Source organism: Paracoccus spongiarum, from assembly GCF_030732095.1.
In the GTDB taxonomy this organism is placed as follows: domain Bacteria; phylum Pseudomonadota; class Alphaproteobacteria; order Rhodobacterales; family Rhodobacteraceae; genus Paracoccus; species Paracoccus spongiarum.
Genome location: NZ_JAVAMQ010000019.1, coordinates 27,981 through 51,959, shown reverse-complemented (window position 1 = coordinate 51,959; position 23,979 = coordinate 27,981). Strand labels below are relative to the sequence as shown.

The following is a 23,979-nucleotide window of genomic DNA, read 5'->3' as shown; positions in this document are numbered from 1 at the left end:
AGTATCAGAACTAGGTGAAAGTGGCTGCCGGCGGTTAAGCTGGCTTGGCAGGAGGACAGGGAAATGGGTGAGAAAGGCTACAATCTCTTTTGCCCGCTTGCGATGGCCTGCGAGGCGTTGGAGCCACGCTGGACATTGCTGATTTTACTTGAAATGTGGAATGGTTCAACGCGGTTTAATGAGTTGCGTCGTGGTGTGCCGGGAATTTCGCCAAGCCTGCTATCCAGACGCCTCAAGGATATGGAAGCGCAGGGGTTGATCGAGAGGCTGCACGATCCAGCCAAGGACGCTGTGGATTATCTGCGAACCCCAATGGCTGTCGAACTGGAGCCGATCATCGATCAGCTTGGTAGATGGGCACGGCGACACATGCGGGCTGATGTGGCGCTCGGCGATCTGAACCCGGACTATCTGATGTGGAATCTGCGCAGGAAGATCGATCCGTCCGCCCTGCCCAAACGCAGGACCGTCGTTCGCTTTCACTTCACGGATTGCACTGGCGATCAGGAGCATTACTGGCTGATCGCAATGCCCCGTGGCGAGGTTGATCTTTGCAAGAAGGACCCAAAATTCGAGGTCGATCTGTTCATCGAAGCAACAAGCAGGTCCGTTGCCTCAATCTGGCTGGGCTATTCCTCATGGCAGGCAGAGGTAGCACGCGAGCGCATATTTATTACAGGCGACCGGGTGCTGGCGAAGACAATTGACAGATGGCTGTTGGAGTGCGGCTTTGTTGGCCGGGGCTAGCACGGGTTAGCTTCGTAGCTCATCTTCAAAATGTCACATTGGGCTCGAAGCTGCCTTTGAGCTTGTTAGCCCATCGGATCACCCGTCGTCCAGCAACTGATGCGCCAGAGTTCGGAGCGCATGCGCCGCAACCAAGGGGACCACGCCATTGCCACAGAGGCGGAGCCGGTCCACCCTATTGGCCAGCCCATCAGCGCCTCGACGAATAGCGGGTTCAAGGTCCGGCGCTGATCGCAGGTATCGCTGCCAGCCATCGGCGTCGTGAGGACCTGGCGGCCAAGCAGGCCGTTCACCGGCGTATTCGCCAGTGTCGTCGCCCCATCCTTGTGATCCCGTGCCGTCGGCGTCATCCACATCCGGCTGGCATGGGTCAGATCGGCCGATTTGCGGTTGCCAGCGCTCGGTTTCGCGCCATCCGTCGTCAGTGGCGTCGGCCATTGCGCGGCCGTCGTCGCAAGGTTCATCCCGTGCTTGCCCGCCGCCTGCGATGGCGTCGGTCTGGTCTGCCGGTTCTCGTTGGCGCGGGCCCGGGGCGTCGGCCAGAGGCGCAAGAGTTCCGTCCGGTTCCCGCCGCTCGAACGGGTGCCGGAGCAGGCGCGCGGGGTCGGCCAGTTCGTCCCCTTCCCGGATGGCGAGGATGAACAGGCGTTCCCGGCGATGCGGGGCACCGACTTCCGCCGCCGTAAACAATCCTGCCGCAAGCCTGTAGCCCATGCCGACCAGTCCTCGGGCGACCTCGGGGAAGCCGAGGCGGAGATGATGGGCGACATTTTCGAGAAGGACGAATGGCGGCTCAACCTCGCCGATGATGCGGGCGACATGCGGCCAGAGGTGGCGCGGGTCGTCGGCACCCCGGCGCTTGCCCGCCACGCTGAACGGCTGGCACGGATAGCCCGCAGAGACGATATCCACCGCGCCGCGCCAAGGCTTACCGTCGAATGTGGCAATGTCGTCCCAGACAGCGGATCGCCCCCGGCATCGATGTCACGCCGCAGCTCCTTGGCCCGTTCCCGTGCCGCCGCCGTGGACCATTCCGGCCAGCGCCCCAGCGTCATCCGCCGTTGCCGCCCGGCATGGCGGTAATCCAGCGTGAAGGCCCGGTTGCCGGAGCGGTAGATGCAGATCGCGAACCCCCGCACCTCGCTATCAAAGATCTGGTAGTCCCGACCCGGTTCCGGAACTGCCTCCCGCACCGATTTCTCGTTCAGTCTCAATCGCTTCACCATGCCCAGCGCCTCCTTCTTGCATCCCACATGAGGCTCAGCCTCGCGCGCATGGCAAGTCATACATCGGCCATCAGACCGGCAGGGAGGCGGAAGGTGGCGGAAGTCGGGGGGAGGCGTGCCGGTGGCGCCTTCGTTGAAAGGACTCGAAGCGTTACTGAAGGCCGGAGGCGCACTGAAACGGACCTCGAGAATCGAAAGGAGCTCACGCGCGCAGGATCGACCGGCCTGCGTAAACCGCCGAAGCGCCCAGCATTTCCTCGATACGGATAAGCTGGTTGTATTTTGCCAACCGGTCAGAACGGGCCAGTGAGCCAGTCTTGATCTGACCGCAATTGGTAGCCACCGCCAGATCGGCGATAGTGGCATCTTCGGTTTCGCCCGAACGGTGCGACATGACTGACGTATAGCCCGCACGATCCGCCATTCGCACGGCATCCAGCGTTTCGGACAGCGTGCCGATCTGGTTGACCTTGACCAGCAGGCTGTTGCCGCAGCCCTTCTTGATACCTTCGGCCAGACGCTTGGGGTTGGTCACGAACAGGTCGTCGCCGACCAGCTGCACCGATCCGCCCAGCTTGTCGGTCAGCAGCTTCCAGCCCTCCCAGTCATCCTCGGCGCAGCCATCTTCGATGGACAGGATCGGGTAATCGGCGCAGAGCGCGGCCAGATAGTCGACATTCTCGGCCGAAGTCAGGACCTTGCCCTCGCCCTTCATGTCATATTTGCCGTCCTTGAAATATTCGGTCGAGGCGCAGTCGAGCGCCAGCATGATGTCGTCGCCGGGCTTGTAGCCGGCCTTTTCGACCGCCTTCAGGATGAAATCCAGGGCATCGCGGGTGCTGGACAGGTTCGGGGCAAAGCCGCCTTCGTCGCCGATGCCGGTCGACAGGCCTGCCGCCGAAAGTTCCTTTTTCAGCGTGTGGAATACCTCAGAGCCCATGCGCACGGCCTCGCGGATGTTTTCCGCGCTGACGGGCATGATCATGAATTCCTGAATGTCGATTGGGTTATCGGCATGTTCGCCGCCATTGATGATATTCATCATCGGCACCGGCAGCACATGCGCGCCGGTTCCGCCGACATAGCGATAAAGCGGCTGGCCCGTCGCCTCGGCCGCCGCCTTGGCCGTCGCCAGCGACACGCCAAGGATCGCGTTCGCGCCCAGACGGCCTTTGTTCGGGGTGCCGTCCAGTTCGATCATGATTCCGTCAATGGCGCGCTGATCGGTGGCATCTTCACCGACCAGATTTTCAGCGATCTCACCGTTCACGGCGGCGACGGCCTCCAGCACGCCCTTCCCCATGTAGCGCGACTTGTCGCCGTCACGCTTTTCCGCGGCCTCATGCGCGCCCGTCGAAGCGCCCGAGGGCACAGCCGCCCGGCCCATGGTGCCGTCTTCCAGCGTGACATCGACCTCGACAGTCGGATTGCCACGGCTGTCCAGAATCTCACGCGCGTAAATGTCGATGATGGCGGTCATGAAGCTGTTCCTTTCGTCGGAAGCGTCAGGCGAATGTTGCGACGCGAATATTGTTGGTGCTGCCGGATTGGCCGAAGGGTACGCCGGACAGGATGACGAGGCTGTCACCGGAACTTGCCGACAGAAGCGGGCGGCTTTCACGCAGGGCGGTCTCGACCATGCTGTCATAATCATTGACCGAATCCTCGGTCAGCGCCTGAGCGCCCCAGAGCAGCGCCATCCGCCGACCGACATGCGGGTCGCGTGTCAGGACGATCAGTGGCAAGAAGGGCCTGCGGGCAGAAATCCGGGCGGCGGTACTGCCACTGCGCGAATAGGCGACCACGGCGCGCGCGCCAAGTGCGGAGGCAAGCATGGCGCCATGATCGGCAATCGCATCGGCAGGGGTTGCCGCCGCTTCGCGTGAGGCGGTGATGACGCGGGCGTAATATGCGTGGGCCTCTGTGCTGCGGATGATGCGTTCCATCACCGCGACGGCTTCGGCCGGATAGGCACCCGCCGCGCTTTCGGCCGACAGCATCACCGCATCGGCGCCGTCATAGATCGCGGTTGCCACGTCGGATGCTTCGGCCCGGGTCGGCGCGGGCGAGGCGGTCATGGATTCCAGCATTTGCGTCGCGACGATCACCGGGCGACTTTCCCGACGGCACAGCGCGATCAGTTCCTTTTGGCGGGCCGGCACCTCCTCGGGCGGTATCTCGACGCCCAGATCGCCACGCGCGATCATGATCGCATCGGATCTGGCAACGATGGCGTCGATATCTTCCAGCGCCGAGGGTTTTTCGATCTTGGCAACCAGACCGGCGCGACCGTCGATGATGCGCGTAATTTCGTCCAGATCGCTGGCCTTCTGCACGAAGGACAGCGCCACCCAATCGACGCCATGCGCCAGCCCGAATTCAAGATCGCGACGATCCTTCTCGGTCAGGACTGGGAGGTCCAGCACCGTATCGGGCAGGTTGACGCCCTTGCGGTCGCTGATCTTGCCGCCTTCCAGCACTTCAGCCTCGATCCGGTCGGGTGCCACCCGGCGTGCAGCCAGCCGGACCCGCCCGTCGTCGATGAAGAGGCGGTGGCCGGGCTGAAGTGCCGCGAAAATCTCGGGATGCGGCAGGGGAAATGCGTCGGCGCTTTCGTCAGGCGCAAAGGCGACCGTCTGACCGCGCTCCAGCATGTGCGGGCCGCCGCCCAGTTTGCCGAGTCGGATCTTCGGGCCCTGCAGGTCTTGCAGGATGCCGATGGGGACGCCCATATCTGCCTCCAATGCGCGGATGGCGGCGATCACACCGGCATGGGTCTCATGTTCGCCATGGCTGAAATTCAGGCGGAAAGTATCGACGCCGTTCTGGAAAAGCTGACGCAGCATGTCGGGTGCCGCGCTGGCCGGGCCGACGGTTGCCACGATCCTGGCGCGTCTGTCTCGCATCATGGGATGTTCCTTTCGGGGTTCAGGCAATCAGGATCGCCCGGAAATCGTTGACATTGGTCAGTGTGGGGCCGGTGCGGATCAGCGCGTCGATCCCGTCGAACAGGCTGTAGCTATCGTGATCTTCCAGAAAATCGCGTGGTTTCAGGCCGGTGTTATCGGCCTGCGATAGCGTATCCGGGGCGATGATCGCGCCGGCGGCATCTTCGGTGCCGTCGATGCCGTCCGTATCGGCGGCAAGCGCATGGATGCCGGGATGGCCGTCCAGTGCGACCGCGAGGCTCAGCAGGAATTCGGTATTGCGCCCGCCGCGCCCCGGCTTTCTGTCGCCGATGGTCACCGTCGTCTCTCCGCCCGACAGCAGCACGGCGGGCGGTTTGACCGGCGTTCCATGTGCGGCGCATGCCCTCGCGATGCCCGCCATGGCGATGCCAAGCTGGGATGCCTCGCCTTCCAGCGCGTCGCCCAGAAGCAGGGGGGTAACGCCCGCCTTGCGCGCGACCTCGGCGGCTGCCTCCAGCGACATCTGCGGGGCGGCGATCATGCGGAAATCAGGCGTGAAAGTGGGCTGCGACTCGGCCGGGCGCAGCAGGAGTTCGCGCGCGGCATCAGGCAGGTTTGGACCCAGTTTCGCGACCAGATGCGACAGATCCTCGCCCGCCGTCGGGTCGGGCACGGTCGGACCCGAGGCGATGGCCGCCGGATCGTCCCCAGGCACGTCCGAGATCGCCAGCGTCACCAGCCGCGCCGGGGCGGCTGCCCGTGCCAGCCCGCCACCCTTGACCAGCGACAGGCGGCGGCGGACCCTGTTCATATCCTCGATGGTCAGGCCAGAGGCCAGCAGCAGCCGGTTGACCTGCATCTTCTCATTCAGCGTCAGCGGCGGCACCGGCAGGGTCATCAGCGCCGAGCCTCCGCCCGAGATCAGCGCCAGCACCAGATCATCCGGCCCCGCCGATTGCGCGAGCGCGAGGATTTCCGCCGCCGCCCTGTGCCCGGCCTCATCCGGCACCGGGTGCGAGGCTTCGCGCACCACAATCCGGTCGGTCTCGATGGCGTGACCGTAGCGGGTCACGACAACGCCCGACAGATCGACATCGGGCCAGGCGCGTTCGACAGCGCGGGCCATCGCTGCAGCGGATTTGCCGGCCCCCACCACGATGCAGCGGCCAGCGGGCTTCTCGGGCAGATGCCGGGCGAGGACGGCGGCGGGGTCAGCCGCCGCAATCGCCGCATTCAGCATCCGCTTCAGCAGGTCTTTTGCGTCCTCCTCCCTCATGGCGGACCTCAGATGTTCTCGCCGCGGATCGCCTCGACGACGGCATCCGTGACCTGTTGCGTATTGGCGCTGCCGCCGACATCCGGGGTCAGCACACCATCGGCGCAGACCTTTTCAACCGCGCGCATCAGCCGGTCGGCGGCGGCGGGCTCGCCCAGATGTTCCAGCATCTGCGCGGCGGTCCAGAAGGTCGCGACCGGGTTCGCGATCCCCTTGCCTGTGATGTCGAAGGCCGAGCCGTGAATCGGCTCAAACATCGACGGAAATCGCTTTTCCGGGTCGATATTGCCGGTCGGCGCGACGCCAAGGCTGCCTGCCAGCGCGCCGGCCAGATCGGACAGAATGTCGGCATGCAGGTTGGTGGCGACGATGGTGTCGAGGCTTTGCGGGTTCTTGACCATGCGCACGGTCATCGCATCGACCAGCATCTTGTCCCAGGTCACATCCGGGAATTCCTTCGACACCTCGGCGGCGATTTCGTCCCACATGACCATGCCATGCCGCTGCGCGTTGGATTTCGTCACCACCGTCAGGAACTTGCGCGGCCGCGATTGCGCCAGTTTGAAGGCATAGCGCATGATCCGCGTGACGCCGGCGCGGGTGAAGATCGAAACCTCGGTGCCAACCTCTTCGGGCAGCCCTTTATGGGCGCGGCCGCCATGGCCGGAATATTCGCCCTCGGAGTTTTCGCGCACGATCACCCAGTCCAGATCGCCGGGGCCAACGCCCTCCAGCGGCGACTTGATGCCCGGCAGGATCTTGGTCGGGCGCACATTGGCGTATTGGTCGAAGCCTTGGCAGATCGGCAGGCGCAGCCCCCACAGCGTCACGTGATCGGGCACATCGGGCGCGCCGACCGCGCCAAAGAAGATGGCGTCAAAGGCTTTCAATTGCTCGGGCCCGTCCTCGGGCATCAGCGCACCGGTTTTCTTGTAGCGATCCGAGCTCCAGTCGAACTCGGTCACGTCAAACTGGAAGCTGCCGTCGCGGCGCGCCAGAGCCTCCAGCGCCTGCAACCCTGCGGCGATGACTTCCGGGCCGATACCATCGGCGGGGATCGAGGCGATTTTGTAGGTTTTCATGGGCTTTCTCCTCATTCGGTTAATGGGGCCGAATGCGTCGCCGGGCGGGCCGTGAATGCCCCTCGTATCTCCTCCCTTGCGACGCCCTGCGGCGATCACAGGACGAACTTGCGCCAGGCGAGACGATCCCTCAATTTGCGTAGAATTATATACAGAAATGCAATAATATGATCGCGGAGGAGATCATGGATATTCAACAGATCAGGTGTTTCCTGGCGGTGGCCGAGGAGTTGCATTTCGGTCGCGCGGCGCAGGCGATAGACATGCTACCTGCCTCGCTGAGTCGGCAGATCCGGCTCTTGGAAGACCGTTTCGAGACGCGGCTGTTTCTGCGCACCACTCGCAATGTCGCGCTGACCGAGGCTGGCACGGCGATCCTTGACGACGCCCGTGCACTTGTCGCGCAGGCCGATCTGTTCGATCAGCGCATCCGCGCGGTCAGGCGCAGCGAGACCGCGGTGCTGAAGGTCGGCGCCATCGACAGTGCGGCGGCCGGGCTGATGCCGCAGCTCTTGCAGCTTCTGCGCGCGCAGCGCCCCGAGATCGAGGTGCAGCTGGTCGAGCAGAAGACCATCCATCTTTTGCCGCGCATTCTTAGCGGCAGTCTCGATATCGCCTTTTGTCGCCCGCCCGATATCCGCGATCCCAAGATCCACTTCCAGACATTGTTCTTTGAGACTGCCGTAGTCGCATTGCCCGAAGGTCATGCCCTGGCTGATCGCGCCGAACTGAAGGTGCAGGATATCGCGGATGAGCCGCTGATCGTCCCCGACCGCCGCTCGCGTCCACATTCGCATGATCTGACCATAAAGCTGTTCACCGATGCAGGGCTGACGGTAAGAATAGCGCAGATCGCCGAGGAAAAGCACACCATCGTCAACCTGGTGGCGACCGGCACGGGGCTTGCCATCGTGCCGCGTTGGGCATCCCGCATCGCGATTCCGGGCGTCAGCTTCGTGCCCTTGGTGCTGCCCGAGGGCACCACGCGTGGCAAGCTGATCCTCGCCGCCGCCTGGGCGCGTGGTACCCGTGACGACCAGCGTGACGCGCTACTGGCAGTGCTGGACGAAAACCTGCAGGCGATCGAAGCGAGCGCGTGACACCAATAATCGCCGATTATTATCACGAAATTTAATATAATTCCTGGCAAATTTATTGCCGGTCATCTCCCGCGTATTCCGGTTCCGATCTGTGCCCTTCCGCAGGGCCAGAACCGGAAATCTGGGAGGAAACCATGGACCCTGCAAACATTACGCTTCTATTACTGCTCTTTGCGATTGTCATGTTCGTGTGGGAGCGAGTGCCGCTGGCCGTTACGGCCATGATCGTCTGCGTCAGCCTTGTCCTGACCGGCGTGCTGGACGCGGGCGAGGCGTTCGACGGCTTCGTTAACAGCAATGTCATCCTGTTCGTCGACATGTTCATCATTGGCGGTGCGCTGTTCCAGACCGGCATGGCGGCCGAGATCGGCGGGCTGGTCACGCGCTTTGCCCGGACCGAACGGCAGTTGGTTGTCGCGATCATGCTGATCACCGGGCTGATGTCGGGTGTTCTGTCGAATACTGGCACGGCTGCGGTGCTGATCCCGGTCGTGATCGGGATTGCCGCGAAATCGGGCTTCGCGCGCTCCCGCCTGCTGATGCCGATTGTCTTTGCGGCCGCGATGGGCGGCAATCTCAGCCTGATCGGCGCACCGGGCAACATGATCGCCCAGGCTGCGTTGCAGGAACAGGGGCTCAGTTTCGGCTTCTTCGAATATGCGCTTGTAGGCCTTCCGATCCTGCTGGTCGGCATCCTGTTCATTGCCACCGTGGGCTTTCGGCTGCTGCCCGATCACAAGACCGAAGAGATGGCGGCGGACAGCCTGAACTTGACCAGCCCCTCAGTCCCGCAGTGGAAGAAGAACGCATCGCTGATCGTTCTGGTTCTGACCATCCTCGCCATGGTGTTTGAAAAGCAGATTGGCATCCGCCTGCATATCAGCGGCGCCATTGGGGCCATTGCGCTGATCCTTCTGGGCGTCATCAGCGAGGATGAGGCCTATCGCTCCATCGACGCCAAGACGATCATCCTGTTCGGCGGCATCCTGTCGCTGGCGACCGCGATGGAAAAGACCGGCGCCGGGCAAATCATCGCCGAAACTGTGCTGGGCATGACCGGGCCTGAGACTCCGATGTTCGTCTTCCTGCTGGTCATTTTCCTCTTGGCGGTGGTCATGACAAACTTCATGTCGAACACCGCGACGACCGCGCTTCTGGTGCCGATCAGCCTGTCGATCTCGACCCAGATCGGCGCCGATCCGCGCGCCGTTCTGATGGCAACGGTGATCGGCGGCTCGCTGGCCTATGCCACGCCCATCGGCATGCCCGCGAATGTGATGGTATTGGGCCCGGGCAAATACACATTCATGGATTACACAAAGGCTGGTCTGCCGTTGATCGTGGTCTCTACAGTGGTCGCCATGATCCTGCTGCCGATCCTGTTCCCGTTCTTCCCGTAGAACAGGGCAGACCCTTCATCAATCTTTGCTGGGCCGTGAGGTGAACCTCACGGCCCACATTCCCTTGCAACGCATGAACGGCAGGCCGGAGGCCCAGAAATGAGATTTGGCCTTTGGCCGAAGGCCAGGCGTGATCGTCACTTGGAGAATGCGACCGTTCCGCCAAAAAGAAATGCGAGCCAGTCATTTGGTAGGATTTTGCCTCGCAAACTCGATGGTAGGCTAATCGCGTACCTCAACGCCACCTCAACCCTTGACAGCAGTTTTCGTGCAGGTTTTGTCGTCCAAAGCCGCTTGATGCGGTCGGATGTCGGAAAGGAAATCTCGAGAAATCAAACGGTTTTCGCGTAAGGTGTTGAATTCATTAGGTTTCGAGATTTCCGCTCTGATCGGCTCATAACCTGAAGGTCGCAGGTTCAAATCCTGTCCCCGCAACCAAAAATTCCTACAAAATATCAAAGGCTTAGGCCGAAACAATGCGCCCCGAGGGGCGCTTTTTGCGTTGCAACACAGAACAACACATTCCCCAAAGATTCCAAACCCTTACGATCACTCCCGATTCCTCCGTGCAACACCCATGCGACACGGGATCGGCAGGATGTTCGTGGGACGTTCCGTGTCCGATTGAGCTTGACCCAAAGGCAGACCAGAGCCGTCATGTCCTCGCAACCAACTCGGGGACCCTCATGCCCAAGACCAATGATGCAGCGCTGGACGCCTTCATCGCCGCCAAGATCGAGATCGACGTCCTGCTGGCTCGGCTGCTGGCTCACAGCGCCGACCACTTCGGCTACGACCCGGATGAGGTAAACTGGGGCCATGTCGGCACATTGAAGCACTACCTCGAGAAGCTCCGCGAGATCACCGACATGGCGTCCTAAGAGGACCGGTGTCTGGCTTGAAGCCATGAGCCAGCCTGCGTCCGCAACACCAACCACGAGCGGTGACTAATTCTCCGTTGACGCCGCAAAGAGGATGCCTGATCTTTCAGGAATGCTCCCATTTTCAACAGAATTTCCCGTCCGAGCCAGCCCCAACCGTGCCGCCTTCGTCTCCGAAGTAGTCGGCTGGTTGCGTGGTATGAAGCATCAGACCGTCCTTTCAAGCGCTTCAGAGGCGGAACTGGATGGTGCGAATGTTCACGTGCGATCGGCTACCGGCGAAGAACTCCGGATGCGGGAGCTTCAAACCGCTGACGGCTGGTCCGCGATTGGCGCGCGACATGACTTGCCTGACGACCTGGGACGGGTGTGGCGTACCGAATGTGTTCTGCGGCGCGGGGCGGCAGAGGGTGGACAGGATCTTGTTCGTCTTCGCACCCAGTGCATCGCGACTACTGCTGGCGCGAAACTGGAAACTCCGAGAAAACCCTACCTCATCAAGGCTCTTATCAAGAACGGCTGGGGAGGCCAGGACCGCCAGCTCGCGGTGTCGGATGCCGCCATATGGCTGAAGAATGATGGCGAGGGCCTCACCACTGCCAGGTCGGTGACCGTGGGTGATGCCACTAAGTGGCTTCCCGTGGTATACGTGTCCGCGACCGGCAAGTCGACGTGGGTGCTGAATCAAACTGAGATCGAGAAGCTGGCCTATGATCTGGGCGGCATTGCACACGTTGTTGTCGAACCAGACCGTGCCTTCTCGTTTTCTCTTCGCGAGCAGACTGACGCAAGGAATGCCTACGGTGGTACCGTGGCTTTGTCAGCACCGGGCCAAGGCATTGTCAGAAGGTACTTCATCGGATGGCAGATCCAGGATGGGGTCGAACTGGCAGCAACGATTCGGGAGGCTACAGCAAGCCTTCGGAGCCAGATGCCTTCCTTTGGGTGGGATTGGACCGAACTGCAGGAACAGGCCCTGCGGGCGCAGCGTTCAAGCGAGAAGTCGCGGCTAACTGCGGCTGAAAGCGAGCAGCTGTACCTCGAAGAGATCGAAAACCTGCAGGACAGGATAAAACAACTCGAACAGGCACTTGTTGCCCGGCCGGCCGATAGCGTGGGAACCGATGAGGGAGAGTTCTCGGCTGACAACCTCATTCGGCGTATCGGGCCGGAAATCTATTCCGGCGAGGTTTCGGATAGACTGCGCTTTGCTGCCAGAACAACGCTGGTTGTCGCTGATCAGATCGGGTTGGACACTCGGTCCAAGGTGATTCTGCAGCGCGTTCTTGATCGGCTTCCGGTGTCGCCTGCTCTTGCCGAACTTTCGCAAGACTTGGCGAGGGCAACAAAGGACCCGAAACGCATTGCGAGCGAACTGACGTCGCTACTGGCGCGTCATGGCTACTCGGAGAAATCCGACAACAAACACATTCGAATGGAAGCTGATGACCTGTTCGAGGGCCTGGATGCTATCACCATTCCCAAGACGCCCAGTGATCATCGAGGTCTGACGAACTTGCGAAAGCAAATCGAACGCACGCTCGGCATCACCAAACTTGACGGATGACATTGCTCACGCCGCCACGGTCCCCACGCCATCCAGCCGCACCGCGACGCTGGTGATGCCGTTCCCGGCGGCCTCGGTTGCGATCCCCACCGGGAAGCGCCCAGCGCCCGGTACGTTGATGTTCTTTGCCGTGTTGTCCCACGCCACGCGGGCGCCGACCGTCAGAACCGCAGCGGTGGCTTTCGGCAGTTGATAGACGCCGGTGGTGGCCAGTTCGAGCGGATCGCCAACGGCGGCCGCATAGGCGGCAATGCCGAAGATGTTGCCGACGATCACGCCCTCGCCAGAGACGGTGCCGCCTGCGGGCGCGGGCACGGTGATGACGTCGCCTTTCTGAATGTAGTTTTGCATGGTCAAAGTCCTTTCGAGGATTGGATGCGGACCACGGCGATGCGTGCCGTGGTGCCGGTGATCTGTCGGTTGAGGTCGCCCAGCGCGGCCGCCATTTCCGCGTCGGTGGCGTAGGTCACCCGCTTGCCGTCGTATTCGACGGTGCGAATGCCCTGATAGCGGGCGGCCATCAGGGCATCGCGCCAGGCGGTGAGTTGGGCGAGGTCGGCCATCTTACGCCCCGGGGTTCTGGAACCAGCCGCGGTGGTCGATGAAGCCTGCGCCGAAATCGAGGATCACCCGGATTTCCACGCCGTCCACATCCCAGCCCGAGCGGCTTTCGACCTGTGGCCCCTCATGGCCAGAGAGATAGGCGAACTCGAGACCGTCGATCTCGCCGGGGTCGGCGGTGACATACCAGCGGGTGGCGCTGGACAGACGGGGTTCGACCACCAGAGACATGGCGCCCGAGAACGGGTTCACATCGGCGGCTGTGGCAGGTGCAATGGTCGCGAGCCACTTCTCGGCCACCGTTTCCAGCGCGGGCGGAACCAGGAGGTTCTTCGGCGTCACGCGGATGGTGCGACCGTCGATCCCCTTTTGGGTGCGCAGCGCCAGCCGAGCAGCGGACAGGGTTGCATCGGAAATCACCGCGCCAGCACCGGCCTTGTTGCCATGATCGACATGGAACAGGGCCTTGCTGTCCGACAGGGTCGGGCCGTTGCCGCTGTTCGCCTCAAGCAGGGTGACGAGGATCCGTGCCTCCGTCTCGGCGGCCCCCTGGCCCATGCGGCGAGCAAGGTCCGCGAAGGCGCCGAGGTCGTCGTTCACCAGCACCTGCCGGGTGATGCCGATCTTCTTCGCCCAGGTCTCGATCTTGTAGGCCTCCCGCGCCTCTACCATGGTCCCGGCCTTGATCTCGCCCGCCTCGTTCAGCTTTTCCAGCAGCGGGGCCTCACCCAGCATGATCTTGTTCACCGACCGGAAATCCCGTGCGGAGGTCTGGCGGCCAAGGCGCCGGATGCCCGAGGGCGCGGCCTGGTAGGCGTCGCGCAGCAAGCGCCCGACCGTGTCCCCGAGGATAATGGGGAAGTCCGAGGTCGTGTGCAGCGCGCGGGTCACGAGGCTTGCGGGCGACAGCGCCATGGTTGAGTCGCCCCGCAGGGTCAGCAGTTCCTTGGCCATGTCCACGGGGGTGGCATAGGCATAGCGGCGAGCCGGTTCACTGAGGTCGTGGCGCGGGTTGATGCGGGCGTAGAGCGCCTCGCCCATCTGGCGGGCGCGAAGGGCCGGGTCATCGTGGCTCTCTCCCATCTCGACGCGGACCTGCTCCGTGCGGATCGTCGGCGCGCTGCGGGTCGCCAGCGCCTCGAAGGCGGCACGGCGGGCGGTGTCGGCATCGGCAGCGGCGTCGATCTGGCCGTCGATCCAGGACTGATCCAGTCCCGCGATGCGGGCAATGGAGCGGATCTCGGTGTTGATCGCGGCGCGGGTTTGCGCCTCGGGCGGGGAAGGGGTGATGGCGGTGTCGGTCATGTGGGTCTCCATGCGGATGTGGGCACCCGGGTCAGCCGGGGTGGGGACAAGGGAAATCTCGTGGGGTGTCCAGCGCACAGCAGTCAGCACTCGCGCGCCGTTCTCTGTGGTCTCGGCCCATTCCTCGACGGAGTAGCCGACCGAGACATGGCGCAGGATCCCGGACAGCACGTCCTGCCAGAGAGGTTCCACTTCCGGCCGCGACGAGAAGCGGATCAGTGCCGTGCCGCGCTGGCCATCGACGCTGGCGGATTGCACGCTGCCCAGCACATCGCGGACGGCGGATTGGCGGTGCGCATCCAGCACGCTGGCTCCTTGCAGCCGCGACAGGTTCACCGCCTCGGGCGCAAGGCTGAGGCGTTCGACATAGGGGCCAGCCATGTCGCGTCGGCGCACGGGCGCGCCGGTGGACCAGATCACCTCCACGGTGCGAGCGTCGCGATCGGCCGTGGCGGGTGCGAGTGTCGCGCGGCGGGTGAGTAGGCAAACGTTGCCGTTCCCAACGTTTGATTCCATCGGTGTCGGGATGGTCGTGGTGTCATTCATTGGGGACGTCCTCTTTCTGGACAGGCGGCGCAGCGAAGCTCAGGCCCAGCGCATCGGTGCGCGCCTTGTCGGCGGCAATCTCGGCATCGACCTGCTCGGCGTCGTAGCCCCGTTCGGAAATCGCCTGCGTCCTGCTCTTGAGCCCGGCATTGATGGCGAGGATCTCGGCCTCGACGTCCTTCTTGGGATCGACGTAGTCAAACTTGGGCGGCAGCCATTCGCAGCCGAGATATGCCGCAGGATCACGGTCGAAATCGCGCGCGGGCAGATCGCCTGACAGGACCGCCAGCCGCACGAAGCGGTCCCAGACCGGGCGGCAGAACAGATGCACGACGACATTGTGCTGCAACTGTTCAACCCGGCGGCGAAACTCGATCAGCCCGGCGCGGATCGAGGAATAGGTCACGCCCTCCAGATCGCCCGACACCAGTTCGTAGGGCAGGCCCATCCCGGCCGCGACGGCACGCAGGTGGTTCTTCACGAAGGGTGCGTAGGCGTCGTGCTCGGTCGGGTTGGAAAAGCGGATGTCAGTGCCGGGCGGAAGGGGGATCAGGCTGCCGGGTTCCATGCCGACCGTCAGCGCGCCGTTGGTGTTGGTCCCGGTCAGACCGCCCGCCGTGCCATCCGGATCGGTGATGAAGCCGGTGAACAGTGCCGCCACCTTGGCCTTGACCAGCGCGGCATCCTCGAACTGGTCCAACTCGTGCAACCGCAGCAGCACTGGCGCAAGCCAGGTGATCCCGCGCAACTGGCCAGCGGCGAGCGGCTTGAACAGATGCAGGCAATCGGTGGCGGGCAAGCGCAGCGGTTCCAGCCGCAACGAGGTGAGCGGATCGCCGGGCCTGTCCCGCATCACCCAATAGGCGGTGCGCTGCCCAGCGCCGTTGAACTCGATCCCCGCCCGGATGCGAGCGCCGCCGCCAATGTCGCGGTGCAGATCCAGCGGCACCTGGTCCCGGTCCAGCAGGTCGATGTGCAAGGGAACGCCGGCCGCATCCGGCACCACACGCAGCCGCGCGAAGCTCTCGCCGCCCTCGACCATCGCACGCACGGCCATCGCCTGCAGCCCGTAGAAATCCGCCAGACCACCCGGATCCGCATGATCGGCCCAGCGCAGCCACAGCACCTGAAGCCGTTCGCGCACCGCCCTGTCGGGATGCGTGGATTGCGGCTTGATACCGGCGCCGACGACATTGCCCACCAGGCTGTCTACCGCCGCCGCGACCCAAGGGTTGTTCCGCGCATACCACCCGGCCCGCCGCGCCGCCGTGGTCGCGCCTGCCAGGATCGCCGCGTTCAGCCCGTCGACCGTCCGCGCCCCCTCCCAACGCCGCCCGCCACCCGCAGCGTCAAAGCCGCGCGTGCGAGTGAAGCCGAAAAGGCGATGGAGGAGCGTCCGCATGGCGCGGATTGTCTCATTTTCGCCGTTCTCGGGGTATCAGAGCGGTTGGGAAGGACCGGGAACGATCCGCGGTGGCCCGGCCCTTCGTGCAGCTAGAAGCGAATGTCCTTCTGCAGTTCATCGAGAAACTTGGCGCGAGAGACTTTCGCATTTGCGCCAAGGCGACGCTCACGATGCCAGCGGAATACGTTTTCAACTGGCACCACGAAGACGTCGACTACCGGAAACTCGACGATGTCGGACAGGATGAAGCCTTTGATTCCAGATAACTTCGCCGTGAAGCCGTCCTCATTGAAGACACGTCCGGAGCCTACTTGGTTGCTCGGGTTGAAGTAGACCCCTTGCCTGGTGATCGACCTGACTTCCCACATGTTGCCATCCGGATCGAGCAAGTCGTATCCGGCGCCTTCCGAGGGCGCGAGCTTCCAGCCGGGGTTCTCCCACTTTAGCCGTCTTTCAATGATGAACGACACTCGGCGTCCATCCGTCAGATACTCGCGGACATCCGCCGTGGTCACCTTGAACGCACGAGCGAGTTCTTCCTCGTCCCAACGGAGTTGAAATCGCTTGTCCATCATCAACCTTCCTGACCGGCGGACTGAAAGGTCTTGAGCGCTGGAAATGCTTCCATTGCCCTTAAGTCCTTGATGGCAATGTAACGGCAGCGATAGCCGCCACGACCACCACCTTTTGCCCCGAAATCCCTGAGCGGCGCTTTATCAACCTCATCAGGTGTCGCCCAGCCCGAAATACGGCAGTTCCAGCCAGGCTGGATGTCCTGCGCATCTCGGTTTGGCGCGTCGACAATGACTTGGACGTAGTATTCGGGCCGCCGTTTTTCAGCGTAGTCTTCCCGAACCAAGAGGTTCAGGCGATCCGACCAAGGGTATGCGCTTGTCTTGACTTCGATTACTTCGAGAAAGTCAGGTCGTCCCTTGGTGTCACGAACATCATGTGCTTTCCAATCACCAAGAAACCACTGCGCGAAAGCCAGTTCGCCTATCAGACCTGTGAGGCTGTCGATCTTTGATGCCCGCGTTCTGTGGACTCGAACGTCCTCTTCTGCCGCGCGAGCATATTCAAGCATCTCTGCCGTAATCGGGACGTCAATATAACGCAAAATCCGCCTCCCAGTTCACTGGAGTAGTAAACTAGAGGGCAGCCTGAGAGTCTAGAGCCGCTGAAGAAGGACGATGCGGTTGGTGTTTGTTCCCTGCGCTCCGTTGGATACGCCCCAGCAGTTCGCTGTCTTGGTGAACTCCTGGTCATTTACCATCACGCCTATCCGCCTGAACGGCAACTCTTCCGCCGCTTTCCAAACAAGGCGCTCAAGCAGGACCTTTCCGTTTCGAACTTCTCCAACCTCGAAGGCAACGTAGCCACCGGGACGTAGCATGCGGGCTTGTTCTGCCAAGACACGATGAACCATCGCCGTCCAAGCGTCCTCGGTCCGGTGCATGTCGATGGCAACCGTCTCTGGGTCTATGCCGGCGAACCAACACCGCAACCAGTTGTCGGCGGCGTAGTGGACGATGTCGAGGAAAGGCGGCGAGGTCACGGTAAGATCAACGGTTGCATCCGGGATCCCGGCTACGTCCCATGCTGCACCAATGTGGAGGCTGGACCGCACTTGGCTTGGGGCGCAACCGTCTTTGAGCAAAGTCTTCGACTTCTTCATAATCACTGCTGCGACGTCGCGCTCCGGCGGTGACACCCCTAACTTCTCGTTGATCTTCAATTGCGCCTTGACCGATACGGCTTGGTTCGGGGGCATCGAGCGACCTGAGAAGAAGCCGGGCGAGTGTCCGGATAGGCGATTGATTGCCACCATCCGGATCCAGTCAGCAACCGGGTCAACCTGCTCAGCGCCGAGGGGCGCGCGTTCCGCCAGCCAGAGGCGCAGTGCTTCAAGATTCCTAAGCGTGGCTGGGTGGTAGAATGCCAGCAAGTCTTCGCGTTGGATAGCGCCCCGCGACCAGTCCACCGTTTTCAGCGCTGCCGCGACCGCTTGCAGGGAAATCGGGCGCAAACGGGGGCGGGTCAGCAGGGTCGATAGCGGATTGATATCATTACCGAAGGACTGACGGCCCATTAAGGCCGCCTGAACTGGAGTTGTTCCCCGTCCCATGAATGGGTCGAATACTACGTCACCAGGATTGGTTAGCCGCGAAATGAAAAACTCTGGAAGTTGGGCTTTGAAGCATGCGCGGTAGGATACTTCGTGAATAGAATGAGCCTGACGCTGGCCGGCAGTCCAAAATTCATTAACGAAATAGCGAATGCCGTCGATATCCTCAATCGATGTCTCTTTGCCAAAATCAGCGAAGTTCGAGATTTCCTCCACGAAATCTTCAGTGGAGGATGAGCGGTCGGCCAGTGGAAAGAGAGACAATTGATTCATCGACTGGCCTTCATGGTTCGCGGGTCTTGTCCAGCTAGGGGTAAGTTCGAGGGTGTTGCAAGTGGGTAGATCATTGAAGGTTCTGCTGCTTGACGCCGTTCATGCGATTGCTGATGCAGGACTTTCACGACAACCAAGTGGAGCGTATCACCTTGGGCGGCGATGTGACAGCCCGGCTCATCGACCCATCCTTCCCCTCCACCTCCTCGTTCAGCCGCATCCCCATACTGATCAGCCCATGCAGGGCGGCGTGGGCGTAGACGAAGGTGTCAAGGGCTTCGTTGCGTTCGCCGTCGCGCTTGGGTTGCCAGGAGCGGATGGGGCGCCCGCGTTCGAAGCGGGTGACGACGCGTTCGGCGGTCAGCTGGCGGAAGTAGTCGGCGTCGAGGCGGCGGGGGAAGTGGATGGCGCCAGGGCCGGGTTCTGTCAGCTTCAGGCGGGCGTAGACCGCGTCCTTCACAGCATCGACGCCGACGATAAACAGCGGGATCTTTGCCTTGTTGCTGCGGGTGGGGCGGCGGGGCCAGACAGGAATGCCTGGACCGCCGCGGCCCTTGATGGCCCAGACGTGGCGGGCGAGTCGGGTGCGGCAGAACTCGTAGGCCATCTTGGTGTGATGGCCGCCGGTATCCACGGCGACAGCGCGCACCGGCAGATCGCCGTATGCGCCGTTCAGCACGCCGTCCAGATCGGACCAGAGGCGTGGGCCGGAAGGGTCACCCCAGAGCACGCGGTAGTCTATGACCCATGCCTCCTCGTCGCGGCCCCAGCCGACGATTTGCACCTCGATGCGGTCGCCCTGCACATCGACACCTGCCGTCAGCACGGCCACGCCGGGGGCGAGGTCGCTGCCCCAATCCTCGCGCCGCGCCATGAGGGGATCGGCAGGGACGGTATCGCCCGCCTGGTCCTCCCAGGACTCGCCCAGCTTGGTGTTGACCCATACCTGAAGCCGGGCAGGATCTTTGGCGACGCGGGCATGTTCCTGCGCGATCTCTGCCCAGGTTTCCCATGGCGAATAGAGCGACGACAGGTGGAACCCTGCCGTGCGGCCATCGCCTGGCGCGGTCGGACGCCATTCACCGGCGGCTAGCAGGCGGGGCTTGTCGTGTTCGTGGTGAACGCCGCCGCAGGCATCGCAGACCAGATAGGCAGCGTCGCGTTGCCCCTCGGGCCAGCGGATGCGCGCCCAAGTGATCGGCGCCATGTCGCCACAATGATGGCATGGCACATGGAAATACCGCTGATCGCTCTCAAGGTAGGCCGCCTCGATGCGGGAATGGCCTTTCAGGGTCGGCGTCGAGACCATGTAAATCTTGCGCCGCCCCCGGAAGGTGGTGGTGCGCTGGATCGCCAGATCGACGGGATCGCCTTCGCCATCGGCATCGCCGGGATAGCCGTCCACCTCGTCGAGGAACAGGTAGCGCACCGGCGTGGATCGCAGCCCCACGGCGCTGTTCGCGCCGGTCATTACCAACTGGCCGCCGGGGAAGGATTTGCGGAACAGGCTGTTCCCGGCATCGCGTGACCTCGGGGCCGAGACCAGATCGCGCAGGGCAGGGGTGGCCTCGATCAGCGGATCAATCCGCACCGTCGTGTTGCGCCGCACCATGTCGAGCGACGGCATGACCAGCATGGCGATGCCGGGCGCATTCTGGATGATGTAACCCAGCCAGTTCAGCCCGGCCTCGGAGCCACCCGTTTGCGCGCCCTTCATCAGCACGACCCGTTCATAGGGGCTGGAGGTGGTTAGCGCATCCATAACCGCGCGCAGGTAGGGCGTGCGGTCGGTGCGCCAGCGGCCCGGTTCCGCCGAGGTGGGCGGCAGGATGCGGTGCCGGTCGGCCCAGTCCGACACCGGGATCGGCGGTTCGGGGCGGATGCCGCGCCGCCAGGCGAGATCGATGTCAGGCACCATCGCCAAAACTCCCCAAGGGCAGGTCGGCCAAGTGTTCGAGATGCTCGCGCATCATCCGGTCGAGGGCGGCGAAGGTGGCACGCGGATCGGCCCCGACTTCAGCCGCTAGCAGCGGGGCTGTGCGCTGGACCCAAGCCATATGGGCATCGCGTTCGGCACGCGCGCGGGCGAACACCGTGCGCGTGGCGGCGGCGGTTTCCACGAGCAGGCCCTGTTCCTTCTCGAAGGCCAGCTTGGCGCGCTGCACCTTCACGATCTCATGCAGCCGCTTGGCCTCAGCCAGCGTGGTCGAGACGCGGGCAGGGGCGGGGCTAGCACCGCCCTTGTTGCGGCGGGCTGGGTCGAGGTTGTCCTCGATCCAGGCCAGACCCACCGCCACGTCGATCTGCCCGTCCGCGCGCACGGGCAGGCCCTCGGCCACCAGTTGCGAGATGCGGCCCTTGGTCAGCCCGACGCGGGCGGCGAAGGCGGTCTTGGTCTCGGCGCTGTCGAGTTTAGTCATTTTCGCCCCCTGACGCTGGCGGGGTCATGCGCTGTGCTCCCCCGCATACGAATTGGCCCGGGAGGAACCGCCGCTTTCCCGATCCTTCCCGATTGAAGCCCCTCAGACCGGCCCGAGGGTTGCGGCGCATGACGCAAGAATGACGCAGGAATGACGGGTTTTGGGGTGTAAGTGTTTGATAGTGTTGAGATGACGCACCTGCCCGGGGAACATTTTATATAGGGGGTAATTTGGGCCTTCAGGGTTGGGTGATTTTCCCCCTTTATCAAAAAGGTTGGAGCCAAGTGCGTCATCTCAACACTTTCAATGGGTTGCGCGCCAAAGTCCGTCATTCTTGCGTCACCACTGCGTCACTGTGATGCCGAGGAAGAACCGGCCTGCGCTGGTGCGCTTGTGCTGGATCCCGGCCACTTGGGCCTGGACGCGCTGCACGAAGCCGTTGATCGCGGGGATCTTCTCGGGTTTGAAGCCCTCGGCCTGCGCCCAGTTCTGGAACCGCAGATGCGCATCGCGGGTGGCGAGCATCGGACCGCCGTTCACGATGGGCACGACCTTCACGCAGGCGTCGATCCAGGCCAGCACCGGGTCTTCGCCCAGCACCCACTCGATCAGCGCCTCACGGCAGCTTTCCGGGATGGCGAAGTTGCGCTGGCGGATCAGCCGCGCAGCCCCGTCGACCGCCCATGCCAGCAGCAGGTCGGCTTCCTCGGAGGCGATGCGCTTGCCGATATCCTCGATCCGCTCCTCAAGGGGGATGGTGCGGGTCAAGGGGATCAGCAGCAGGCGGCGCTGCACGCCCCGGTCCACGCCGCCCTTGAAGCTGGGCAACTGGTTCGCGGCGAACAGGTTCTGCGCCACCGAGCGGAACTCGACCCGGCTCTTGTAGACATCGCGCCCCTCGATCGGCTCGCCGGTGACAACGGATTTGAAGATGTTGGAGGCGATGGCCTCGGGCGACAATTCGTCGGAGGCGTTCAGGAGTTTCCCGACCAGCCCGGTGACATGCCGCTCGTCGCCCATCTTGGCGGCGGGGACGCAGCAGATAGCGCTGGCAGGCAAGAGGCCGCGCGCGAGATCGAGGATCTGGCTCTTTCCGTTCTCGGCGGTCTTGCCGTGCAGCACGACGGCGCGGGGCTGTACCAGGCGCGTGGCATAGCCCAGCGCTGCCGATCCGCAGACCTCGGCCAGCAGATCGCATTTTGCCCGTGCCTCCGGGTCGCCCTTGAAGCTCCCGGTCAGCAGGCGGCGCAGCATCGAGCCCTCGGGCGGGATGCCGGAGGTGCCGGGGGTCCAGCGGCCGGGCAGGGTGTGACGGCAGCGGTGATTGCGATGATGCGGTTCCAGATGCGGCGTTCCGTTCGCATCAAAGCGCAGGAAGCCCGAGGCGCAGTTGATGCCAGCGGGCGGGGTGTCGAAGAAGCCGGGTTCGGCGCAGAGGGCTGCACATTCGTTCAGGACAGAGTTGACGCGGGTCTGAGTCAGCTTGACGTTCGAGGGCTCGCCTGCGGGCGTCTCGAAGCTCGCGCCGTCATAGGTGTGGACCGGCAGGCGCAATTCGTGGGCCGGGATCGCCTCCCAATGGGTGCCAATGTAACGCCAGAACTCGCCCTCGGCATGCACGATGCGGCCATGGCGTTCGGTCAAATCCTCGCGCACGCGCTTCGCCATCTCCACGTCCGACCCGATGTAGAGGCGCTTGCGACCCTGCTCGGCCTGGTCCGGGCGAAAGAGTTCAGCACCGGCGATCCGGTTGCGAATGGCCTCCTCGCCCTCGCGCAACAGCACGTCGTTGAAGTCCTGATCCTCGGGCGGCGTGGCGATCATCACCGTCAACCCGCGCAGGGCGAGGGCCGTGGCGGCGCGGGTTATCATTCCCTCGGCTTTGCTGCCGGGCGCTTCGCCATCGCGGGCGATGATGACCGTGGCCTTGTCGGGGACGGGCGCGCGGCCGATGTTGGAGATGCCGAGGCAGGCCCAGACCTCCTGACCGGTGGCCTGCCAGACCGACAGCGCGGTTTCGACACCCTCGCAGAGCACCAGCGGTTCCCGCCCCGGCAGGCGCACGGCGGAACGTTCGCCCCATCCCTCGACGGCCTTGTTGGTGCGCTTGACGGGATTGACCGGGGCCTTCTTGCCCTCGGCTGTCAGATAGACCTGCTGGATCGCCAGCACCTCGCCCGCCGCATCGGTCGCCAACGCGACCATCGCGCCATAGCTGCCATAGGCGTTCCGGCGAAAGCGGATGCAGTCGGGGGGCTGAATGGCGATCCCGCGCCCCACCAGATAGGCATGGGCCGGTGTGCCATTCGGAACCTCGGTCTGGCGCACAATCTCTGCGACCTTGGCTGCGAGTTCGGCTTCCGACAACTCCACGGTGTGGGCCGGGCCAGATGCCGGTGCCTTGGCGGGTTTGTTGGTGGCGGGTTTGGAGGCGGTCCAGGAGGCAGGCATTTCCGCATCGCCCAGCCAGTTGCGCGCCCAGTTCCATGCTGCCTTTTCGTCCATCCCGAAGTGGTGACGGATCAGTTCCGGCCCAGCGCCGCCCGTTCCGGCCTCGTGGTCATACCAGCGCCCGGCATCCTTGCCTGCGATTTCCACCGCGATGCTGCCCTTGGTCCCGAAGCGCAACTGCTGCGCGCTGGACAGGGCGCGGTTCGGGGTGCCGAGCAGTTCCACCGCAAGATCGGCGATCCGGTCGTTCAGCAATTCCGCCACCCGGGCCACCGGCATGCGCCGGGACGTACGGCCTTTGCGCGTGGGCGGCACGTCGTTGAAGTCGAGCGGATTGTCCTGAAGGGTCATGGGGCGGGGGTTCGCTATGTAACTGATGGAAGTGGAGCCCGCGAGTGGATCGCGGACCTCAGGACATTTGCGGCTGCCGTCACTCGCCCGGGGTGAAACGCTCCTGCTGCGCAATCCAGTTCAGCAGCGTGCTTTTTCGGGCGCAGATCACCGAACCCATCTTGAAGTGCGGCATGCCCCTCGGTGCCTCACCGGTCAGGTAGTAGACCTTGCGGCGGTGCTTCACGTCGCCGAACATGAACCTGGCGATCTCGTCCGCGCCGCGAAGGAGGTCATCGCCGAGCGTCACCTCGGTTGCGGTCTGCTGAAGGTTCTCGACGGAACCGGGGTGTTTGGTCATGGCTGGGTCTCCTT

Annotated in this window: 21 protein-coding genes and 1 pseudogene; 5 read left to right on the top strand and 17 right to left on the bottom strand. The window is 63.3% G+C overall.

What is annotated here, in order from left to right:
• Positions 1-63 precede the first annotated feature (63 nt).
• On the top strand, positions 64-747 hold the full coding sequence (locus tag Q5Y72_RS16195) for a winged helix-turn-helix transcriptional regulator (RefSeq protein ID WP_305964462.1): 684 nt from the start codon (positions 64-66) through the stop codon (positions 745-747).
• A 78-nt stretch (positions 748-825) separates the two neighbouring features.
• Here Q5Y72_RS16195 and Q5Y72_RS20040 read toward each other — a convergent pair whose 3' ends face one another.
• The 6 genes and pseudogenes from Q5Y72_RS20040 to Q5Y72_RS16160 all read right to left on the bottom strand — a co-directional run bounded on the left by Q5Y72_RS20040 (position 826) and on the right by Q5Y72_RS16160 (position 7,240).
• A complete protein-coding gene (locus Q5Y72_RS20040) occupies positions 826-1,659 on the bottom strand; it encodes a DNA cytosine methyltransferase (protein WP_504222736.1) in 834 nt (277 codons plus the stop codon).
• A gap of 47 nt (positions 1,660-1,706) precedes the next feature.
• A pseudogene (locus Q5Y72_RS16180) lies at positions 1,707-1,973 on the bottom strand (Arm DNA-binding domain-containing protein); the annotation flags it as partial.
• Between the two features lie 202 nt (positions 1,974-2,175).
• Positions 2,176-3,453 carry a phosphopyruvate hydratase gene (gene eno / locus Q5Y72_RS16175; RefSeq protein ID WP_305964470.1) on the bottom strand — a complete coding sequence of 426 codons (1,278 nt, stop codon included), beginning with the start codon at positions 3,451-3,453 and terminating at the stop codon, positions 2,176-2,178.
• Between the two features lie 25 nt (positions 3,454-3,478).
• Positions 3,479-4,882, bottom strand: a complete 1,404-nt coding sequence (gene pyk / locus Q5Y72_RS16170; RefSeq protein WP_305964461.1) for a pyruvate kinase — start codon at positions 4,880-4,882, stop codon at positions 3,479-3,481.
• A 19-nt stretch (positions 4,883-4,901) separates the two neighbouring features.
• The gene (locus tag Q5Y72_RS16165; protein WP_305964460.1) at positions 4,902-6,158 is read right to left on the bottom strand and encodes a glycerate kinase type-2 family protein; all 1,257 of its coding nucleotides are present in this window, start codon (positions 6,156-6,158) and stop codon (positions 4,902-4,904) included.
• Between the two features lie 8 nt (positions 6,159-6,166).
• Positions 6,167-7,240 carry a tartrate dehydrogenase gene (locus Q5Y72_RS16160; RefSeq protein WP_305964459.1) on the bottom strand — a complete coding sequence of 358 codons (1,074 nt, stop codon included), beginning with the start codon at positions 7,238-7,240 and terminating at the stop codon, positions 6,167-6,169.
• 185 nt (positions 7,241-7,425) lie between these two features.
• Here Q5Y72_RS16160 and Q5Y72_RS16155 point away from each other — a divergent pair, with 185 nt between their 5' ends.
• From Q5Y72_RS16155 to Q5Y72_RS16140, 4 genes are all read left to right on the top strand, one after another.
• Entirely contained in the window at positions 7,426-8,340 is a 915-nt protein-coding gene (locus Q5Y72_RS16155) for a LysR family transcriptional regulator (protein ID WP_305964458.1), read from the top strand.
• Between the two features lie 134 nt (positions 8,341-8,474).
• A complete protein-coding gene (locus Q5Y72_RS16150) occupies positions 8,475-9,740 on the top strand; it encodes an SLC13 family permease (protein WP_216034465.1) in 1,266 nt (421 codons plus the stop codon).
• A 686-nt stretch (positions 9,741-10,426) separates the two neighbouring features.
• Positions 10,427-10,621 (top strand): hypothetical protein, encoded by a 195-nt coding sequence (locus Q5Y72_RS16145; protein ID WP_305964457.1) that lies wholly within the window; start codon positions 10,427-10,429, stop codon positions 10,619-10,621.
• Positions 10,622-10,715: 94 nt separating this feature from the next.
• Positions 10,716-12,188: a hypothetical protein gene (locus Q5Y72_RS16140; RefSeq protein WP_305964456.1), complete on the top strand. Its 1,473-nt coding sequence runs from the start codon at positions 10,716-10,718 to the stop codon at positions 12,186-12,188.
• 6 nt (positions 12,189-12,194) lie between these two features.
• Here Q5Y72_RS16140 and Q5Y72_RS16135 read toward each other — a convergent pair whose 3' ends face one another.
• From Q5Y72_RS16135 to Q5Y72_RS16085, 11 genes are all read right to left on the bottom strand, one after another.
• Positions 12,195-12,539: a DUF2190 family protein gene (locus Q5Y72_RS16135; RefSeq protein ID WP_305964455.1), complete on the bottom strand. Its 345-nt coding sequence runs from the start codon at positions 12,537-12,539 to the stop codon at positions 12,195-12,197.
• A 2-nt stretch (positions 12,540-12,541) separates the two neighbouring features.
• Entirely contained in the window at positions 12,542-12,751 is a 210-nt protein-coding gene (locus tag Q5Y72_RS16130; RefSeq protein WP_104493564.1) for a phage head-tail joining protein, read from the bottom strand.
• Between the two features lies 1 nt (position 12,752).
• A complete protein-coding gene (locus tag Q5Y72_RS16125) occupies positions 12,753-14,570 on the bottom strand; it encodes a prohead protease/major capsid protein fusion protein (protein ID WP_305964469.1) in 1,818 nt (605 codons plus the stop codon).
• 22 nt (positions 14,571-14,592) lie between these two features.
• Positions 14,593-16,002, bottom strand: a complete 1,410-nt coding sequence (locus tag Q5Y72_RS16120; protein WP_305964454.1) for a phage portal protein — start codon at positions 16,000-16,002, stop codon at positions 14,593-14,595.
• A gap of 92 nt (positions 16,003-16,094) precedes the next feature.
• Positions 16,095-16,580: a hypothetical protein gene (locus Q5Y72_RS16115; protein ID WP_305964453.1), complete on the bottom strand. Its 486-nt coding sequence runs from the start codon at positions 16,578-16,580 to the stop codon at positions 16,095-16,097.
• On the bottom strand, positions 16,580-17,089 hold the full coding sequence (locus Q5Y72_RS16110; RefSeq protein WP_305964452.1) for a hypothetical protein: 510 nt from the start codon (positions 17,087-17,089) through the stop codon (positions 16,580-16,582). The genes Q5Y72_RS16115 and Q5Y72_RS16110 overlap by 1 nt, the downstream gene beginning before the upstream one ends.
• Before the next feature lie 84 nt (positions 17,090-17,173).
• Complete coding sequence (locus Q5Y72_RS16105) at positions 17,174-18,403, bottom strand: DNA methyltransferase (RefSeq protein WP_305964451.1); 1,230 nt, start codon at positions 18,401-18,403, stop codon at positions 17,174-17,176.
• A 124-nt stretch (positions 18,404-18,527) separates the two neighbouring features.
• Positions 18,528-20,321: a phage terminase large subunit family protein gene (locus Q5Y72_RS16100; protein ID WP_305964450.1), complete on the bottom strand. Its 1,794-nt coding sequence runs from the start codon at positions 20,319-20,321 to the stop codon at positions 18,528-18,530.
• Positions 20,311-20,823 (bottom strand): hypothetical protein, encoded by a 513-nt coding sequence (locus Q5Y72_RS16095; protein WP_305964449.1) that lies wholly within the window; start codon positions 20,821-20,823, stop codon positions 20,311-20,313. Before Q5Y72_RS16095 ends, Q5Y72_RS16100 begins: the two co-directional genes overlap by 11 nt.
• 339 nt (positions 20,824-21,162) lie before the next feature.
• Positions 21,163-23,625, bottom strand: coding sequence for a DUF7146 domain-containing protein (locus Q5Y72_RS16090; RefSeq protein ID WP_305964448.1), 2,463 nt, complete (start codon positions 23,623-23,625; stop codon positions 21,163-21,165).
• A 79-nt stretch (positions 23,626-23,704) separates the two neighbouring features.
• Positions 23,705-23,965, bottom strand: a complete 261-nt coding sequence (locus Q5Y72_RS16085; protein WP_305964447.1) for a hypothetical protein — start codon at positions 23,963-23,965, stop codon at positions 23,705-23,707.
• Between the last annotated feature and the right edge of the window lie 14 nt (positions 23,966-23,979).